Genomic DNA, 1,728 nt, shown 5'->3' on the forward strand with positions numbered 1-1,728 from the left:
GCCTACCGAACCGTACACACCTTCCGGCTTTCCGTTTCGCACCCGGCGACTCAGAAAACAATACACGCCCCCAACCCCCAACGCAAATCCACCCCAAACACCACCCCACCCACACCCAACCACCCCCACAACCCCCACCAAACCGCCGTCGAACACCAACCCCACCACCCCGCCGGGGACCTGTCACTCCGAGGTTTCAGGCATTTCAAAATGCCGGTGCAGCCCATCGTCGAGGAACCGCATGATGGAATCGATCTTGTCTGCCCCGGGAGACGGTTCAATGACCACCAACCCCCTGGCCCTGCCCTCCAGGTAACAGACGAACGCCGGCCTGCCACCCGCCCGGACTGCTGCCAAAGTGTACGGTCCGCCGGGCCGCCCATCAGCACTCGCACGCAGGAATTGCCCCACCGCATCCCGTCCCACGTAGCACTCAGAGGCAGGAGGCATGGCCAACCAGCACTGATCGGTAAGGAGCTCGAGGACTGCATCAATGTCATCGCGGGAGAAAGCATCCTCAAATCTGCGGGCAATATCCTGCTGGTCCTCTTCGCTGGATACCTGGGAAGAGGAAGGCAGGGTGGACCGGGCCCGCTGCAGGAGACCCTTCGCCGCTGTTGCACCTATCGAAAGCAACTCTGCAGCTTCAGCAATCGTGAACTCCAGCACATCGCAAAGCAGCAGCACCGCGGCTTGACGCGGCGGCATCCTTTGAAGGGCGACAACGAATGCGAGCTGAATGGTCTCCCGGTTAACAGCCTGCACAGCCGGATCAACCTGGTCGACCAACGCATCGGGGTACGGCTGCAAGTGAGCTAAATCAAAACTGCCGGAGGGATCCGGTGGCTCGAAAGGAGGCAAAGGGGCAGTGCGGGGCCGCCGGCTTCTATCCCTTACAGAATTGAGCGCACGATTGGTGGCAATTCGATACAGCCAGGTGCGCAAAGACGAGCGGCCGGCAAATTCCGGCAAGCCCCGCCACGCAGCAAGCAAAGCCTCCTGCAGTACGTCGTCCGCCTCGTCAAAAGAGCCCGTGATCCTATAGCAGTGCAGATGAAGCTCCCGGCGATACGGCCCGACAAGGGAAGCGAAGGCCAGCTCATCGCCGGCCCTGGCAGCCTCCGATTCAGGTGACATCACGCTTCAATCTTGGCATGCCTCCCCCATCAGCGTTCCGATCAACTGAACTCTGGTGTCTATACGGGGGTCAGCAACTTTGAAAGGAACCACACCATGTCCACTGAACCTGACGGAGCCCTCGAGATCGCAATTGCGTACCACCGCGCCTGGACATCCGGCGATATGGACTCGGCAGTGCAGTACCTGGCCGCGGATGTCAGCTGCTTCGCTCCCGCAGGCACCATGACCGGCCAGGCCGAGGTCCGGGCATTTATGGAGCCCTTTGCCGAATCGCTTACGAGCTCTACTCTCTACGCAGCCTATGGCAGCAACGACGAAGCGATCCTCATGTATGACACAGCAAATCACTTTGTTCCGACCGCGCCAGGTGCGGAGCTGTATCGACTGCGGGACGGTCTCATCGTCGAGATCCGAATCATCTTCGATCGCCTGCCCTTCGCCTTGGCGCGCGGCGACGTAGTGATGAAGCCAGGACGATCAGACATGGCGCCGCTTGGAGGGTCAGAGCGGGGTGGTCCGTGAAACGGGTGGTCCGTGTTGTGGTGGTTAAAGGGGAAGAGCCCCGACCTGTGGTCGGGGCTCTTGCCT

At 60.9% G+C, this 1,728-nt stretch carries 2 protein-coding genes; one reads left to right on the forward strand and one right to left on the reverse strand.

What is annotated here, in order from left to right:
• Window positions 1-183: 183 nt before the first annotated feature.
• The gene (locus BLQ01_RS22015) at window positions 184-1,137 is read right to left on the reverse strand and encodes an RNA polymerase subunit sigma-70 (RefSeq protein WP_175493522.1); all 954 of its coding nucleotides are present in this window, start codon (window positions 1,135-1,137) and stop codon (window positions 184-186) included.
• Between the two features lie 96 nt (window positions 1,138-1,233).
• On the opposite strand from BLQ01_RS22015, the gene BLQ01_RS22020 reads away from it, so the two are divergent.
• Entirely contained in the window at window positions 1,234-1,662 is a 429-nt protein-coding gene (locus tag BLQ01_RS22020) for a nuclear transport factor 2 family protein (RefSeq protein ID WP_091554454.1), read from the forward strand.
• The last annotated feature ends 66 nt before the right edge of the window (window positions 1,663-1,728 follow it).

The sequence above is a fragment of the Arthrobacter sp. UNCCL28 genome (genome assembly GCF_900102805.1).
Lineage (GTDB): Bacteria > Actinomycetota > Actinomycetes > Actinomycetales > Micrococcaceae > Arthrobacter > Arthrobacter nicotinovorans_A.

What these genes read in the sequence shown, in the direction of transcription:
- BLQ01_RS22015 (WP_175493522.1), bottom strand. Translation starts at nt 1,137, where the DNA reads ATGTCACCTGAATCGGAGGCTGCCAGGGCCGGCGATGAGCTGGCCTTC.
- BLQ01_RS22020 (WP_091554454.1), top strand. Translation starts at nt 1,234, where the DNA reads ATGTCCACTGAACCTGACGGAGCCCTCGAGATCGCAATTGCGTACCAC.